Below are 13,683 nucleotides of genomic sequence, written 5' to 3'. Positions count from 1 at the left end.
GAAAGTAAGCAATTCAATGTAAAAAAGAGCATAATTTTAAATTAGCGCATTACATGATGGTCAATTATATCTTGATATCCGTACTGTAAATTTTTGGGCAACTTGTTATCCTTTGGCAATACGGCAAGATAACGCTCTTCATTGGTGGTAAACACCCTTTTGTAAATAGGGGTGAATTCTCCAATGCGTTCAATCACTTCCTTTATAAAATCTTCATGGTGAACAAGGTCGTTACTTCCCAAGTGAAAGATTCCGGTTTTATCCCTGTTTATAAGATAGTGTATTTGCTGTGTAAGCTTATCATCGTTGGTTACGTTTAAAACCAAATTAGGGAAAACTTCCACGGGAGCATTGTCCCAAATATATTTTTTAATATCCTTTATTCTTGGAGAACTATTACCAAAAACCATAGGTACCCTAAGGATGCCCATTTTTTTCTGGGGCAGCCTAAGAAGCATGTTTTCAATTTTAATTTTTAACCGTCCGTATACACTTTCGGATAACGTCTTGTCATGTTCGTAGGAAGGGTATTTCCGGTACGCATCAAAAACATTGGCCGAAGACAGGAAATAGAGACGGCATTCATTCTCGTTCAAATATTCAACCAGATGTTGATGTGCCATGATTTGAGCGGCAAAATTACCCCGAACGGCAGAAATAATTATTTGAGGACGTATTTTGTTTAAGATTTCATGTACGTCATCCTCTTCCATATCATATTTGAAGAACTGTTGGTTGTCTTCAAACGAACGCCTGGCCGAGTTGTAGGTACCGTACGTATCAAAATAATTGCACAGTTCCTTGTATATGGCATTACCTAAAAAACCACTGGCGCCCAAAATGAGAATCTTTTTACTTCCGTCGTCCATCTTTCCCCTTCTCTTACTCATATATGTTGTTTACCCCTTGTAAAAAGGTGGTTTTACAACAGTAGCCGATACTGCGTTTTTTCTAATTTGAATATGTATTTTGCTGCCTGTTTCTGTAAACACGGTAGGTACGTAACCAAGCCCTATGCCTTTGCCCAGTGAGGGTGACATGGTACCGGAGGTAACTACGCCAATTTTATTTCCTTGTCCGTCTACAATGTCATACCCCTGCCTTGGTATACCTCTTTCGTCTAGTTCAAAACCAATGAGTTTACGTTCAGGAGCGTGTGCTTTTATTTTTGCTAAAGAATCACTATTTACAAAATCTTTAGTGAATTTAGTAATCCACCCAAGGCCTGCTTCAAAAGGAGAAGTACTATCGTCAATGTCGTTTCCGTAAAGGCAATACCCCATTTCTAAGCGTAAAGTGTCACGAGCGGCAAGTCCTATAGGTTTAATGCCATGGGCGGCACCGGCCTCAAAAACTTTGTCCCAAACTTGCTGAACTTCACTGTTCTTACAGTAAATTTCAAATCCGCCAGAACCAGTATAACCTGTTGCAGAGATAATAACGTGTTCAATTCCTGCAAAATCGGCAACTACAAAATTATAGAATTTTATACTGGCCAAATCTACAGAAGTTAAAGACTGCATGGCTTCAACAGCTTTAGGCCCTTGGATGGCAAGAAGAGAAAACCCATCGGAAATATTACGCATTGTAGCACCTATTTCTTCATTGTATTTAGAAATATGGGCCCAATCTTTATCAATATTGGAAGCGTTTACTACCAAGAGGTAGGTTTCTTCTTTAATGCGATATACGATCAAGTCATCTACAATGCCACCTGTTTCGTTGGGCAGGCAGCTGTATTGTGCTTTTCCAATAGTGAGTTTTGAGGCATCGTTAGAAGTTACTTTTTGAATTAATTCAAGTGCTTTTGGGCCTTCAATAAGGAATTCACCCATATGGGAGACGTCAAAAACGCCTACACCTTTACGAACGGTCTCATGTTCTACATTTACGCCTTCGTAAGAAACAGGCATATTATACCCGGCAAAGGGCACCATTTTGGCTCCCAATGCTTCATGGGTCTTGGTTAATGCAGTATTTTTCATTGTACTTCTGTATTTAGGTTCACAAAGCTATTGAAATATTTAACTATAGTATAACCGCAGTTTGTTATGTTTTGCATAATCTTTGTAAATTACCCGAACACAAAAAATAATTTTCTAAAAACAAATAGGATGGTGAGACTACTTTATGTAATGGTGGCGTTATTGTTGGTTCCTTTGGCCAACATAGCACAAGAAGGGCCTGCAGATTTTCTTCCTGCGGATTTTCATAAAGGTAGGAGAGACGCCGTTCGCGCAATGATGCCGGCTAATAGTGTTGCCGTATTTTTTGCCAATGCCGTACGAAATAGGGCAAATGATGTGGATTATGTTTATCATCAGGACCCTAATTTTTATTACTTAACGGGATACAATGAGCCTAATGCCGTTCTGGTTCTTTTTTCGGAAGACCAACAAATTTCGGGGGCCAGTGATAATGAAATATTATATGTACAAGAAAAGGACCCACGGGCCGAGCAATGGAACGGAAAACGTTTAGGGGTTGAAGGAGCGAAAGGTAGACTGGGTTTTAAAACTGCTTTTAACGGAAGTGCTTTTAAAGCGGCAGAAATTAATTTTAAGGATTTTGATAAAGTACTGTTCTTTGATTTTGAAAATGACTATCGCGATTCTAGGGACGAAGCAGATTTGTTCGATTTGATTCAGGCGTTTAAGGTAAAGGCCAATTACCCTGCGGATTATGATAGTTCAAAAGATAGATTCTACTCTATGATTACCTCTACGGATGTTGAGAACAGTGCTAATGTTGCTCAGATTTTAGGACGTTATTTGAACAGGGATGAAAGCTTGAAAGAAGATGAACTCATAAATGGATTTGTAAATGCTGAGGATGATAAGTTACGGAGCGAAATAAAGGAAAAAGTGTCCTTAAAATTAGCGGCGAACAACTTAAATTCCTCTATGTTAAGTGAAATTATGGCGAGCCTTCGTGAGACTAAGCTTCCAGAAGAGATGGTGCTTTTGAAAAAGGCTGTTGAGATTTCTGCGGTGGGTCAAGTTGAGGTTATGAAAGCCATGCATCCCAACATGTCTGAAACGGAGATTCAGGGGGTGCACGAGTATGTTTATAAGAAATATGGAGCCGAGTATGAAGGCTATCCTTCCATTGTAGGAGGGGGTAACAACGGTTGTATTTTGCATTATATTGAAAACAATAAACCTAAGGTAGGTGATGATTTGGTATTGATGGATTTGGGAGCGGAATATCACGGGTATACTGCAGATGTTACTAGGACTATACCTGCAAATGGAAAGTTTACAAAAGAACAAAAAGAAGTTTACGATATTGTTTATGACGCGCAGGAGGCAGGTATTAAGGCAAGCGTAGTGGGGGCTCCGTTTCAGGCACCGGGTCAGGCAGCGAGTAAAGTGGTTACAGAGGGATTGATGAAACTGGGCATTATTACAAAAGAGAAAGACGCCCGTATTTACTTTCCTCACGGCACTTCTCACTATTTGGGTTTAGATGTGCATGATGCCGGCACTTATAGGCCCTTTCAAGAAAACACGATTATAACCGTGGAGCCCGGTATTTATATTCCGGAAGGTAGCGCGTGTGATGAAAAATGGTGGGGTATTGCGGTACGAATTGAAGATGATATCCTAATTACAAAAGATGGCCCGGTTAATCTATCGGCTATGGCTCCTAGAAAAGCTGAAGAAATAGAGAAAGTAATGAAACAGCCAAGTCCGCTGGACAAATTTGAACTTCCTACTTTAAACTAGTAAAAAAAGCCCCTAAAGAATTTTCTTTAGGGGCTTTTTGTTTGCTATCTATTCAGTAGATATTGCTTTAGCTCGTCGTATTCCTTAATTGAAATAGCCTTCTTTTCTTTATCCATTACCTTTTGGATTTGCTCTGGAATTTCAACGGACTTTCCAATGGTGTCTTCTACTACATCCAAGAATTTAACCGGATGTGCGGTTTCTAAGAAGATACCATACGTATTTGGGTGTGATTCCTGATATTTTTTCAATCCTAAATAACCAACGGCACCGTGTGGGTCTGCAATATATCCGCTCTCACCGTATATCTTCTTCATGGTCTCCCTTGTTTCTGTATCTGTAAAAGAATAGGAGCTGAGGTTCTCTTTTAGCGTATCAAAATTGTCTTGATACAAATGTCTAATACGGATAAAATTACTCGGGTCACCCACATCCATAGCATTTGAGATAGTAGCTGTAGACGGTTTAGGTTTGTATTCTTCCGTTTGCATAAACTGGGGAACGGTATCGTTAACATTCGTAGAGGCAATGAAGTGCATTACGGGCATACCCAAACGTTGGGCTACCATTCCGGCGCATACATTTCCAAAATTTCCGCTAGGAATGGAAAATACAATTTCTTTTCCTTGGGATTTTGCCTGTTTGTAGGCAAATAGAAAATAGAACAATTGGGGCAACCACCGTGCCACATTAATAGAGTTGGCAGAGGTCAATTGCATTCTTTCTAGAAGGGCTTCGTCTAGAAATGCGGTTTTTACCATTTTTTGACAATCATCAAAAGTACCGTCAACTTTAAGGGCTGTTATATTTTTACCTAAAGTGGTCAATTGGCGCTCTTGAATATCGCTCACTTTTCCGTCCGGATATAAAATTACCACACGAACACCTTCTACGCCTAAAAAACCATTGGCTACGGCACCGCCAGTATCGCCGGAAGTCGCTACCAAAACGGTCACATCTTGTTTTTCGCCTTCGGAAAAATAACCGAGACAGTTGGCCATAAAACGGGCGCCTACATCTTTGAACGCCATGGTGGGGCCGTGAAAAAGCTCTAACGTAGCTACGTTATCTTCAATTTCTACCACTGGAAAGTCAAAATCTAGCACCTTGGCTATAATTTCTCTAAGTCTATCGTTAGGGATTTCCTTGGATACAAATTGGTGAATGGCGTTGAACGCGATTTCGTGATCCGTAAGGTCTTCAATATGTTCAAAAAATCGCTTTGGAAGCGGTTCTATACGTTCTGGAAAATAAAGGCCTTTGTCAGGAGCAATTCCTTTAATTACGGCATCTTTAAATGAAACGTCGGGTGCTTTTTTATTTAGACTATAAAAATTCATTACTGTAAAATCTTAATTCCTTCACTATTAATTTTAGATACATGAACGTCATAGTCAATACCAATGTTCTTGTATACTTCTTTGATTGCTTCACCTACCTTTTGAGCGGTGTCTATGCCTTTGCTGAATGCAAAAATTGAGGGCCCTGAACCTGAGATACCGCAACCTAGAGCACCTGCTTTTAAAGCTTCGGTTTTAACCTGGTCAAAACCAGGTATAAGAATGGAGCGTATAGGTTCTACGATATGGTCTTCCAAAGAACGTCCAATAAGGTCGTAATTTTCGGTATATAGACCGGCTATAAGACCACCTACGTTACCCCATTGTTTGATGCCATCGGCCAACGTAATATTGGTCTTAAGAATCTTCCTGGAATCAGATGTCTTAACTTCTATCTGTGGATGTATTACCGTAGCGTACAATTCGGGTGGCGTATGAATGGGGACAATATCCAATGGAGCATAACTGCGTACTAAAGTAAACCCGCCAAATAGGGCAGGGGCTACATTGTCCGCATGGGCTACACCGCTTGCCAACCTTTCGCCTTCCATTGCAAATGTAACCAGTTCAGCTGTCGTGAACGGTCTGTTCAAAAGCTCGTTCATGGCCCAAACGGCACCGGTAGAACTTGCCGCACTACTTCCAATACCACTACCGGCTTTAATTTTTTTATAGATTTCTATTTCAAACCCACCTGTATAATCACTTTTTTCCACAAGCGCCAAACCCGCTACACCGGCAACATTTTGCTCGGTTTCCATAGGTAAATCCTGACCTTCCAGTTTGGTGATGCGAATGCCTTTTTCTTGGGTTTTCCTAACTACCATAATGTCGCCTACATTATCAAGGGCAACGCCTAATACGTCAAATCCACATGAGATGTTGGCAATTGTGGCCGGGCAAAATACTTTGATTTCCTCCATAATTAGAAATTTCCAATTCTGATGATATCGGCAAAAATACCGGAAGCGGTAACATCGGCACCTGCACCTGCCCCCTTAATAATCATAGGCTGATTTGGGTAACGTTCCGTGTAAAATAAAACGATATTGTCACTTCCTTCTAAGTTATAGAAATCATGTCCTTTTGGTATGGCTTGTAAACCTACGCTTGCCTTTCCATCTTCAAACTGTGCAACGTATTTTAGTTTGCTATTAGCGTCGTTAGCTTCTTTGTACATGGCCTGAAAATCTTCTTCATGCTTTATCAGGGTAGCAAAAAAGTCTTCGTTATTATCGGTATCCAAACTTTCTTGTGGTAAGAAAGATTTGTTTTCGATATCGGTAATTTCTAGCTGATTTCCGCTTTCACGAGCTAAAATCAATATTTTTCGCATTACATCTACACCGCTCAAATCAATCTTTGGGTCAGGCTCTGTATACCCTTCTTGCTGGGCCTGTTTTACGATATCGTGAAAAGTAGTCTTGTCATTAAAATTATTAAAGACAAAGTTTAAGCTTCCAGAAAGTACCGCCTGAATTTTGAGGATTTTATCACCTGAAGCAATTAAATGCTTCAAGGTGTCAATGATTGGAAGACCTGCGCCTACGTTTGTTTCAAACAAAAACGGAGCATTGTAAGTTCTAGCCAATGATTTTAATTCTTGGTAATTTTCAAAAGCTGACGAGCAAGCAATTTTGTTGCAAGTAACAACAGAAATGCTGTTACCCAAATAGGTGTTATATGTTTTTGAAACCTCTTCACTGGCCGTATTATCTACAAAAATGCTATTACGGTAATTAAGTTCGTTCACTTTTTGCATGAACTTAACTTTATCCGCTTTTTCACCAGCAGCTAATTCTGATTCCCAGTTTTTAAGGGGAATTCCGGTTTCATTGAAAACCATAGTACGGGAATTAGACATACCTATTACACGTATGTTCAATTTTAGGTTTTCCTTCAAAAATTTCTTTTGTTGATGCACTTGGTTCAAAAATTTGGAGCCAACGTTACCAACACCCATTACAAACAGGTTCAATTGTTTTATATTCTCTTCAAAGAATTCTTCATGAAGCGCATTCAGGGCCTTTTTAACATCTTCTTTTTTGATGACCGCAGATATATTTCGCTCTGAAGCCCCTTGCGCAATAACCCTTAGATTAACATTGTTCTTACCTAATGTGCTAAACATTTTACCGCTTAAACCTTGATGGCTTTTCATGTTGTCACCAACTAGTGCTATGATGGCCAAGTCCTTTTCCGCAATGACAGGTTTAATTTTGCCTCTCTCAATTTCATATTCAAAAGCAGTGTTTACGACTTCTGTCGCCTTATCGATATCATCCGCGGAAATACCAACACAAATTGAATGTTCGGACGAAGCTTGAGTAATTAGAACAACACTTATCTCTGATTGGGAAAGCACCTCAAAAAAACGTTTTGAAGTTCCTGGTATCCCTACCATTCCTGGGCCTTCCAAAGATAAAAGGGCAATATTCTCAACGTGACTGATACCACGTACGGTCTTCCCTTGTTTATTCTTGTTCTTGGTAATAAGGGTACCTGCGTTTTCAGGTTCAAAAGTGTTTTTGATTACGATAGAAATGCCCTTGGCCAATACAGGTTGAATAGTTGGGGGATATAAAACTTTAGCACCAAAGTGCGATAGCTCCATGGCTTCTTCGTATGATATGTGCGGGATGGCCTTTGCTTGTTTCACCAGTTTTGGATTAGCAGTATACATGCCGCTAACGTCCGTCCAAATTTCAAGGAATTCCGCATTCACTGCTGCAGCTACAATAGCGGCGGTATAATCCGATCCTCCACGTCCTAAAGTAGTGGAGTTTCCATTTTCGGAGGAAGCAATAAAACCTCCCATGACAATGATTTGATGCTCGTCCACATTAAAGAACTGCTCACAATTAGCATTGGTCAGGTCAAAATTTACTGCAGCCTTACCATTAATATTATTGGTCTTTATGAGTTCCCTACTATCTACATAACCAGCATTTAACTTTTCCTGTGAAAAGTATTCGCTAATGATATAAGATGATAAAAGTTCGCCATAGCTAACAATTTTATCCGAAAGTCTTGGAGTGGTCTCGCCAATTAAGGAGGCGCCTTCTAGTAAGGTCTCCAAAGTGTTCAATTCGCTCTTCACCTTACTTAGCACCTTACTTTGTGCACTTACGTGAATGAGAGCTTTTACCGTATCTAAGTGTCTATCTTCTATTTCTTTCAAGATAGATTTGTACCCTTGGCTCTGGGATGAGGCTAAGTGCGCTGCATTCAATAATAAGTCTGTAACACCGCCAAAGGCCGAAACTACCACAATGGTTTTTTTGGCTTCTGTGTTAGCAACAATATTTTTTACTAATGATATGTTAGAGGCGTTGGCAACAGAAGTGCCGCCGAATTTTAAAACTTTCATGTTAGATGAAATTTACTCTTAAAAAATAGATTGGATGCGAAATAACGCGAAAACGAACTGATATGTTTTTGTCTACCCCAAAGGGGTGGTGGTGCCAAATGTGTTGATTGAACCATTGGTCGTGAAGAAAAATTCAGTTGATATGTTTGCGATATGCTGGTACATTGTAAAAATGAAAGCATCAAAAGTAGTACTTTTGGATTCTTAATCAAATTTTTGTTGTTAGTTATTGAGCGATAATGTTAATTACTTACATTATTCAGATTTTTGTGAGATTTTCGCAAAAAATTAATGGCTAAAGTCTAATATTTCGGCAAAACGGCTAACTATATAGAACTAGTTACATACTTAAGAACCAGATAATTCTACAATTTTATACATGAAAATCTTCTCGTCAAAGCAAATTTATGAAGCTGATAAGGCTACAATTAAAAAGAACAATATTTCTAGTGACCAATTAATGGAAGGGGTTGCCGTTCAACTTTTTAATTGGTTGCACCTTAGGATTCAAGGGGCACCGGTTAAAATTCACTTGTTCTGCGGAATAGGTAATAATGGGGGAGACGGTATTGCGTTGGCGCGGCATTTACAAGAACATGGTTATAATATTGGAGTCTATGTTGTAAACTATAGCAAGAAGCGGTCAGATGATTTTTTGGTGAATTTAGACCGATTAAAAGACCGAAAAATATGGCCGGAATTTTTGGATGATAGCTCAGTGCTTCCAGAAATTGGTCGTGATGATATTATTGTTGATGCTATTTTTGGCATTGGACTTAACCGTGCTCCCGATTCTTGGGTGGTGAATTTGTTTGAACATATTGAAAAATCTAAAGCCTTTGTGCTTTCTGTGGATATTCCTTCCGGTTTATTTACAGATAGAGTACCAGAGGACGAAAAAGCAGTTGTAAAAGCGAACCATACCTTGAGCTTTCAAGTGCCTAAATTGGTTTTTTTCTTGCCCGAAACTGGCATTTTTACGGAACAATGGGAAGTTTTAGATATTGGTCTTGACTCCGAATTTCTGGTGAATACGGAAACGGAATATGAGCTGATAGGAAAAAATGAAATGCTTCCTGTTTACATTCCCAGAGAGAAGTTCTCGCACAAGGGTACCCACGGGCATGGATTGATTGTGGGCGGTAGCTATGGAAAAATAGGAGCGGTTCACTTGGCTTCAAAGGCCTGTTTGTATGCGGGTAGCGGTTTGGTTACGGCTTTTGTGCCCAAATGCGGATATATTCCGTTGCAAACCAATTTTCCAGAGGCCATGGTTTTAACCGACAACGATGAAAATCATATCTCAAAAATTGAATTTGATATTGACCCCACGGTAGTAGGTGTTGGTGTTGGATTAGGAAAGGATGCGAGTACCGTAAAAGCATTGGATGAGTTTTTGAGGGCGAACAAAAAGCCTCTGGTTATAGATGCTGATGCGCTTAATATTCTTTCAGAAAACAAGGCATTGCTGGGTAAAATTCCTGCTCAGACCGTGTTAACACCGCACCCAAAGGAGTTGGAGCGATTAATTGGAAGCTGGAAAGATGATTTTGACAAGCTGAAAAAAGCCAAAGAATTTTCAAAGAAATATGATTGTGTATTGGTGATTAAGGGTTCTCATACGATTACTATCTATGATGATAAGGGATATGTAAACACAACGGGTAATCCGGGAATGGGGACAGGTGGTACAGGAGATGTTTTAACAGGGGTGATAACGGGTCTGATAGCTCAGGGTTACAACCCACTTAACGCGGTCGTATTTGGGGTTTATTTACACGGAAGAGCAGGAGATATAGCTGTGGAAAAAACCGGATATCAAGCACTTACGGCATCTCATGTTGTTGACGCAATTGGTTTGGCCTTTATAGATTTGTTTGCTCAACCGGAAAATGGGCCTGAGCAGAGCGGTGGAGAGGCGTCAGCAGAATAATAAACTGACTGAAAGACATAAAAAAAGCCTCAAGATTCTAGAATCTTGAGGCTTTTTTTATGGAATAAAACAATATTATTTGGTCTTAACCCGTCTTTTTACCCAAGCTACCGCATTATCAAACTCAATAAAAAATTTCATTGGTTTTTTGTAGAAGAGTTTTTCAATTTTAAAGTTGTGCATATCTATTTCCTTTACGGAAACAATAGCCATTGCCTTAAGGTTGTCTAACTGTCTCAAATAGGTGTATATGGTAGGGTCTACGGCATAAGAATTTTTTCTTAGACTTATGTAACCAAAATTTTTGTCCCTAAAATGTATTTCTGAAATTCCTATGATTTGGTATACTCTTTCCAATGTAAGTGTTGCTCCTTCATCGAACAGCGAAACCATATAGTTTTCGTAAACCTGTATTTTTCCAACATCTAATTGATACTCCCTGACTATAACAGTCTTTTTTGGTCGTCTCACTTTCATTTTAAATATATTATAATGTCCTGTGACGAATGTATATGTATCGTAATCTTTTGCGAAAAATAATAGACTAAAAGCGTAAATATCGTTTATAGTGCTATTGCTGGAAAATAAATGTGTTGTGTTTCTTACTTCAAAATTTTATCATAAGAAAAAAGGGAGTCAATTTATTTGACTCCCTTTGCTCACATTTCCTACGTTAAGTTTATGTATTAGAAGATTTTTCTGCTTTTTTGATTTCTATGGTAAGCTCTTCCTTCTTCTCGTCCAAATCCATCAAAATAGTATCTCCTTCATCAAGTTTAGAGTTCACTATTTCTTCGGCTAGAGCATCTTCAATATACTTCTGGATGGCTCTTTTTAAAGGTCTAGCTCCATATTGCTTATCAAAACCTTTATCTGCGATATAATCTTTGGCTTTATCGGTAAGATTTAAATCATATCCAATATCCTTAATTCTTGCGAATAGTTTGCGAAGCTCAATATCTATGATTTTGTGAATGTCTGCTCTTTCCAAAGCATTAAAGACAATAACATCATCAATTCTGTTTAAGAATTCAGGAGCAAACGCTTTTTTAAGCGCACCTTCGATAACACTCTTTTGGTGACTCTCTTCTTGGGACTTCATGGCAGATGTTCCAAAACCGATGCCTTGACCGAAATCTTTCAATTTACGGGCTCCAATATTGGAGGTCATGATGATTATAGAGTTTCTGAAATCTATTTTTCGTCCTAAACTATCCGTAAGGAATCCATCATCTAAAACTTGCAAGAGCATGTTAAATACATCTGGATGTGCTTTTTCAACTTCATCCAATAAAATCACAGAATAAGGTTTGCGTCGTACTTTCTCCGTCAGCTGGCCACCTTCTTCATAACCCACATATCCCGGAGGTGCACCTACTAATCTAGATATGGCGAATTTTTCCATGTACTCGCTCATGTCAATACGGATTAAAGCGTCTTCCGAATCAAAAAGTTCTTTAGCCAATACTTTAGCCAATTGCGTTTTACCTACCCCGGTCTGACCTAAGAAAATGAACGAACCAATAGGCTTGTTAGGGTCTTTTAGTCCGGCACGGTTTCTTTGTATGGCTTTGGCAACCTTTGCAACCGCATCATCTTGACCAATTACATTGGATTTTATGAGGTTGGGCAATTCAGCTAATTTATTGCTTTCCGTTTGCGCTATTCTGTTTACGGGTATACCGCTCATCATAGAAACTACATCCGCTACATTGTCTTCGTTAACCGTTTCTTTATGGAGCTTACTGTCTTCTTCCCATTTTTCTTGCGCAGTGGCTAAGTCTTTCTCAAGTCGCTTCTCGTCATCACGTAACTTAGCGGCTTCCTCGTATTTTTGTTTCTTTACAACACTATTTTTAAGTACGCGAACGTCTTCTAGCTGTTTTTCCAGTTCTAGAATCTGCTTAGGAACATCCATATTCACAATATGAACACGCGAACCGGCCTCATCTAGGGCATCAATGGCCTTGTCCGGTAAAAAACGATCCGTCATATAACGGTTGGTTAACTTTACACAGGCAACAATAGCCTCGTCCGTATAGTTTACGTTGTGGTGATCTTCGTATTTACCTTTTATATTATGAAGAATTTCAATAGTCTCTTCAACAGTAGTAGGTTCTACGATTACTTTTTGGAAACGTCTTTCTAGAGCACCATCTTTTTCTATGTACTGACGGTATTCGTCTAGCGTAGTAGCACCAATACATTGTATTTCGCCTCTTGCCAAAGCAGGTTTGAACATGTTGGAAGCATCCAAACTACCCGTAGCGCCACCAGCGCCAACAATGGTGTGGATTTCATCAATAAAAAGAATAACATCATCATTCTTTTCAAGTTCGTTCATAACGGCTTTCATGCGTTCCTCAAACTGCCCACGGTATTTTGTACCGGCAACCAAAGAGGCCAAGTCTAGCGTTACTACTCTTTTATTGTAAAGAATACGTGAAACTTTCTTGTTTATGATGCGCAAAGCCAGACCTTCGGCAATGGCACTTTTACCAACACCGGGCTCACCTATTAATAAAGGGTTGTTTTTCTTTCTTCTGCTTAGAATTTGCGAAACTCTTTCAATTTCTTTTTCTCGTCCAACTACAGGATCCAGTCTGTTTTCCTCTGCCATAAGGGTAAGGTCACGACCAAAGTTGTCCAATACAGGAGTTTTAGACTTCTTATTGCCTTTTTGTCCGGCAGTAGTGCCAAAACTTCCTTCATTTCCTTCACTGTCATCATTATCACTAGGAAATGATTCGGAAGTTGGAGAGTCTACAATATCATCATCGCTTGTAATCATAAATTTAAACTGTTCCTTAACGCCATCGTAATCAACTTTTAGTTTGTGAAGTAGTTTCGTGGTAGGGTCATTTTCGTTTCTCAAAATACATAATAGTAAATGTGCAGTATTGATCGAGGAACTTTGGAAAAGCTTAGCCTCTAAAAACGTAGTTTTAAGGGCGCGCTCTGCCTGTCTCGTCAAATGCAGGTTCTTTTTATCTTTTTGTAAAGTGTTCGGGTTTGGGTTGGAAGGGCTAAGAATTTCTACCTTACGCCTAAGATGATCTAAATCGACCTCCATAGCGTCAAGAATACTAATTGCTTTGCCGTTGCCATCTCGTAAAAGCCCCAACATTAGATGCTCGGTACCAATGAAATCATGGCCTAACCGCAGCGCCTCTTCTTTACTATAAGCAATTACGTCTTTTACTCTCGGTGAAAAATTATCATCCATAAATTTATCCTTTCATCTATAAAATTAGTAAAACTATACCAATCTAACGCAAATAGTGTACCTAATATTAGAGAAAGTAGCTTGAA

The 13,683-nt window shown here is 39.2% G+C and carries 9 protein-coding genes; 2 read left to right on the top strand and 7 right to left on the bottom strand.

Annotated features, from left to right (window positions below; translation table 11 throughout):
* Positions 1 to 41: 41 nt before the first annotated feature.
* Positions 42 to 890, bottom strand: coding sequence for a sugar nucleotide-binding protein (locus KO513_RS03845; protein ID WP_371735324.1), 849 nt, complete (start codon positions 888 to 890; stop codon positions 42 to 44).
* 9 nt (positions 891 to 899) lie between these two features.
* Entirely contained in the window at positions 900 to 1,985 is a 1,086-nt protein-coding gene (gene gcvT / locus KO513_RS03840; protein ID WP_215912371.1) for a glycine cleavage system aminomethyltransferase GcvT, read from the bottom strand.
* A 129-nt stretch (positions 1,986 to 2,114) separates the two neighbouring features.
* Between gcvT and KO513_RS03835 the strand changes: the two genes are divergently transcribed.
* Positions 2,115 to 3,728, top strand: coding sequence for an aminopeptidase P family protein (locus KO513_RS03835; protein WP_252735675.1), 1,614 nt, complete (start codon positions 2,115 to 2,117; stop codon positions 3,726 to 3,728).
* Between the two features lie 44 nt (positions 3,729 to 3,772).
* Here the strand turns inward: KO513_RS03835 and thrC are convergent, their stop codons facing one another.
* From thrC to thrA, 3 genes are read right to left on the bottom strand one after another with little or no spacing between them, the layout of a single operon-like run.
* On the bottom strand, positions 3,773 to 5,068 hold the full coding sequence (gene thrC / locus KO513_RS03830; protein ID WP_215912370.1) for a threonine synthase: 1,296 nt from the start codon (positions 5,066 to 5,068) through the stop codon (positions 3,773 to 3,775).
* Complete coding sequence (locus KO513_RS03825; RefSeq protein ID WP_215440828.1) at positions 5,068 to 5,991, bottom strand: homoserine kinase; 924 nt, start codon at positions 5,989 to 5,991, stop codon at positions 5,068 to 5,070. Before KO513_RS03825 ends, thrC begins: the two co-directional genes overlap by 1 nt.
* A 2-nt stretch (positions 5,992 to 5,993) precedes the next feature.
* Positions 5,994 to 8,438, bottom strand: a complete 2,445-nt coding sequence (gene thrA / locus KO513_RS03820; protein WP_215912369.1) for a bifunctional aspartate kinase/homoserine dehydrogenase I — start codon at positions 8,436 to 8,438, stop codon at positions 5,994 to 5,996.
* Positions 8,439 to 8,817: 379 nt separating this feature from the next.
* Between thrA and KO513_RS03815 the strand changes: the two genes are divergently transcribed.
* Positions 8,818 to 10,371 (top strand): NAD(P)H-hydrate dehydratase, encoded by a 1,554-nt coding sequence (locus KO513_RS03815; RefSeq protein ID WP_215912368.1) that lies wholly within the window; start codon positions 8,818 to 8,820, stop codon positions 10,369 to 10,371.
* Positions 10,372 to 10,446: 75 nt separating this feature from the next.
* Here the strand turns inward: KO513_RS03815 and KO513_RS03810 are convergent, their stop codons facing one another.
* Together KO513_RS03810 and KO513_RS03805 are read right to left on the bottom strand one after the other, a co-directional pair.
* Positions 10,447 to 10,848 carry an STAS/SEC14 domain-containing protein gene (locus KO513_RS03810; protein ID WP_215912367.1) on the bottom strand — a complete coding sequence of 134 codons (402 nt, stop codon included), beginning with the start codon at positions 10,846 to 10,848 and terminating at the stop codon, positions 10,447 to 10,449.
* Positions 10,849 to 11,050: 202 nt separating this feature from the next.
* Positions 11,051 to 13,597: an ATP-dependent Clp protease ATP-binding subunit gene (locus KO513_RS03805; protein WP_215912366.1), complete on the bottom strand. Its 2,547-nt coding sequence runs from the start codon at positions 13,595 to 13,597 to the stop codon at positions 11,051 to 11,053.
* Between the last annotated feature and the right edge of the window lie 86 nt (positions 13,598 to 13,683).

This window comes from Zobellia sp. B3R18, assembly GCF_018860715.1.
Classification (GTDB): domain Bacteria; phylum Bacteroidota; class Bacteroidia; order Flavobacteriales; family Flavobacteriaceae; genus Zobellia; species Zobellia russellii.
The sequence above is the reverse complement of the archived record's forward strand: the minus strand, read 5'-3'. Positions and strand labels throughout refer to the sequence as shown.

Coding starts and splice junctions, on each gene's coding strand:
- KO513_RS03835 (WP_252735675.1), top strand. CDS start 2,115: ATGGTGAGACTACTTTATGTAATGGTGGCGTTATTGTTGGTTCCTTTG.
- thrC (WP_215912370.1), bottom strand. CDS start 5,068: ATGAATTTTTATAGTCTAAATAAAAAAGCACCCGACGTTTCATTTAAA.
- KO513_RS03810 (WP_215912367.1), bottom strand. CDS start 10,848: ATGAAAGTGAGACGACCAAAAAAGACTGTTATAGTCAGGGAGTATCAA.
- thrA (WP_215912369.1), bottom strand. CDS start 8,438: ATGAAAGTTTTAAAATTCGGCGGCACTTCTGTTGCCAACGCCTCTAAC.
- KO513_RS03845 (WP_371735324.1), bottom strand. CDS start 890: ATGAGTAAGAGAAGGGGAAAGATGGACGACGGAAGTAAAAAGATTCTC.
- KO513_RS03815 (WP_215912368.1), top strand. CDS start 8,818: ATGAAAATCTTCTCGTCAAAGCAAATTTATGAAGCTGATAAGGCTACA.
- gcvT (WP_215912371.1), bottom strand. CDS start 1,985: ATGAAAAATACTGCATTAACCAAGACCCATGAAGCATTGGGAGCCAAA.
- KO513_RS03805 (WP_215912366.1), bottom strand. CDS start 13,597: ATGGATGATAATTTTTCACCGAGAGTAAAAGACGTAATTGCTTATAGT.
- KO513_RS03825 (WP_215440828.1), bottom strand. CDS start 5,991: ATGGAGGAAATCAAAGTATTTTGCCCGGCCACAATTGCCAACATCTCA.